The sequence below is a fragment of the Vibrio sp. V19_P1S1T109 genome (genome assembly GCF_002241375.1).
GTDB lineage: Bacteria > Pseudomonadota > Gammaproteobacteria > Enterobacterales > Vibrionaceae > Vibrio > Vibrio anguillarum.
The window spans coordinates 1-2661 of record NZ_NDIM01000346.1 but is presented as its reverse complement, the minus strand read 5'-3'; the positions used below and the strand labels follow the sequence as shown (position 1 = coordinate 2661).

Genomic DNA, 2661 nt, shown 5'->3' with positions numbered 1-2661 from the left:
ATTTAAAACAGTTATCTGTCGAGTTTGATTTACCAGTTAACCAACTAGTTTCCTTTATGGCTGAACGATGGCTAGCTAATGTCAACGAAATCAAGGAAGCGATTAAAAAAGAAAAACTTAATAAAATCGATTTAATCGAGAGACTAATGCAGTACGGAGAGCACTAAGCTCTCCAACTTCAATGTGAGTTCCGGCTTTCCACCTTTTGGGATATCCACTCTTGCACCTCACTCTCAACCCAAGCAACAGCACGCCCACCAAGCTGAACTTGTTCTGGAAACTGCTTTTCTTCAATCGAACGGTACATACTGGAACGAGACAGTCCCGTCATGGCTAGAACTTCGCTTAAACGGATCAATCGAATCGCGGTATTAGGCATAGATACCTCTCTGTGTAAGTTAATATCACAGATATGACATATGCCTGATTTTATTTAGATTCGATGGATATCTAAGCCTTGATTAAATGTAAGTACCCAGCACCAGCAACACTATAGCTTCCGTAGCTCGATTTTTCGATATGCTCACTCCACCAGCTCATTAACCTACGTCGTGAATCTAAATAATCTGTACGGTTGTATGCTTTACGTATTTGATTCTTATCAGTATGAGCAAGCGCTGCCTCAATGACATCAGGCTCAAAACCCTGTTCATTAAGAGTGGTACTAGCCAAAGCACGAAGACCATGCGCAGTAGTTCTATCTTTGAATCCCATTCGGCTCAACGCTTTATTGGCCGTTTCTGAATCGGTAGGTACCTTCGGATTGCGACTGGATGGGAAAACAAACTCTCTATGACCACTGATAGGCTTAATCGCTTCAAGAATAGCCATTGTTTGGTCTGTTAGAGGCACTAGGTGCTCGCGGTTCATCTTCATTCGTTCTTTCGGGATGATCCATAGTCGATTTGCTATGTCGATTTCATCCCAACGAGCACCAGAGGCTTCATTAGGTCGCACCATCGTGTGAAGCTGCCATTCAATTAAAAATCGCGTCACGTGCTGTATATTCGCTGTAGCAACGGTGCGTATAAGCTCATGCATTTCATGCGGCTGTAACGCTTTCATGTGCACTACTTTGTGCTTCTTGAATACGTCACGGATACCAGATAGTGGATTAGAATGAATCACACCGCTGTTTACAGCATAGTTCATGATCTCGTTCATCAGTTGGGCGGTACGTTTTACGGTTTCTAGTAAACCTTGTGTTTCAACGGGACGCAACGCCGCTATCGCAATAGGCGCCGTAATTTTGCTAACGGGTATCGTACCTAGCTTGGGAAAAGCATAGAGCTCCAGTTTGCGCCAGTTACCATTGAGAGTCTTCTCTTTTATCTGCCCTTCTTTCGTAGCCTTCCACTGCTCAGCGACAAACTTGAACGTCGCATTTTGCTCAACAATAACTTTGGCTTTTTGCTCTTCTTTGGCCAACTGAGGATCAATACCATCCGCAAGCATCTTTCGAGCCTCTAGCGCTTTCTCTCGCGCTTCTGCCAATGACATATCTGGATAAGTACCAAAGGAAAGATAAGTGATTTTGTCCTGACCAGGTCGTTTATAACGAAACTGCCAAGAACGTGAATTGCTTGTACGCACACAGAAGTAGAGATTGCCGCCATCAGATAAGCGATAGAGCTTATCTTTGGGCTTTGCCGTTTGGATTTGCCTAGCCGTGAGATTATTCGTCATTTTGATCCCTCAAGTAATACCTGAACAAAGCTCAATTTTCGAAAAATCTAGGTATTACTTTTGGTCGATAACTGCTTAACTTACATCAAGTTAAAGATCGAACTGATAGGGGAAATGACAACAAAGTAATACCTGATTTAGTGCTCAAAAGTAATACTAGCATCAAGTCGGAATACTGGGTATTACTTTAGGTATTACTCTAGACAAGCGCTTTTACGACACTTTATGGAACGCTAAGAAACCGTATCTCATTGATTTTAATAACCTTTAGATAAGAAAAAAGACGTCCTGAGACGTCTTTAAACTTGAATGTGGCGGTGAGCAAGAGATTCGAACTCTCGATACGTTGCCGTATACACACTTTCCAGGCGTGCTCCTTAAGCCACTCGGACAACTCACCAAATTATATTGTGGTTAGCACATTTGGCTAACGAGGCGCTAATTTAATGATTCTATGGGATTAGGTCAAGCCAAAATAATAAAAAAGCCCACCACTTTGGTTCGTTTGACTACTTATTGACTTATTTGATGCAATTCAATACAAGCCTTTCTTCAGTGAGTGTCACGGTTAGGCGCTACGATGATAGCCCGGGACACGGAACCAACGACGGCACATATCTAAAAAATAGCCATAGAGAACGCCCATTCCACACGACACAATGGCATTGCTTGATACTGCGGTTATGATCTGCTCTGTAGATGCGCCTACAGCCCATAGAATGGTGGCATAGACAGGAGATTGAAATAGAACGTAAGCAACCAAATCCGAGACATTCTTCATTAAGCCAGTCTCAGACCATTGACGTCCCTGGCGCAAAATAAAGTCACGAAATACGCCATAAGGCCATGCTATTGCGATATTCACTGGGATAGACAGTGTACGTGATGCTAGCGACTGTTCGAAGGTCATTCCAGAGATGAAAATTTCAATGATCATGCCTGATATAAAACAAAAAACAACCATTGCAAATGTGT

3 protein-coding genes and 1 tRNA gene are annotated in these 2661 nt (G+C 42.7%); all 4 read right to left on the bottom strand.

The window, feature by feature from the left end; genetic code table 11:
* Nucleotides 1-178: 178 nt before the first annotated feature.
* Nucleotides 179-379, bottom strand: coding sequence for a helix-turn-helix transcriptional regulator (locus B9J87_RS16165; RefSeq protein WP_080526638.1), 201 nt, complete (start codon nucleotides 377-379; stop codon nucleotides 179-181).
* Nucleotides 380-450: 71 nt separating this feature from the next.
* Nucleotides 451-1686, bottom strand: coding sequence for a tyrosine-type recombinase/integrase (locus B9J87_RS16160; RefSeq protein WP_094151720.1), 1236 nt, complete (start codon nucleotides 1684-1686; stop codon nucleotides 451-453).
* A gap of 312 nt (nucleotides 1687-1998) precedes the next feature.
* Nucleotides 1999-2086, bottom strand: a tRNA-Ser gene (locus tag B9J87_RS16155).
* 168 nt (nucleotides 2087-2254) lie between these two features.
* A partial coding sequence (locus tag B9J87_RS16150; RefSeq protein ID WP_141201589.1) for an L-alanine exporter AlaE occupies nucleotides 2255-2661 on the bottom strand: 407 nt, incomplete at its 5' end.

Excerpts from the sequence above, each read along its gene's own strand:
- B9J87_RS16165 (WP_080526638.1), bottom strand. The coding sequence starts at position 379 with ATGCCTAATACCGCGATTCGATTGATCCGTTTAAGCGAAGTTCTAGCC.
- B9J87_RS16160 (WP_094151720.1), bottom strand. The coding sequence starts at position 1,686 with ATGACGAATAATCTCACGGCTAGGCAAATCCAAACGGCAAAGCCCAAA.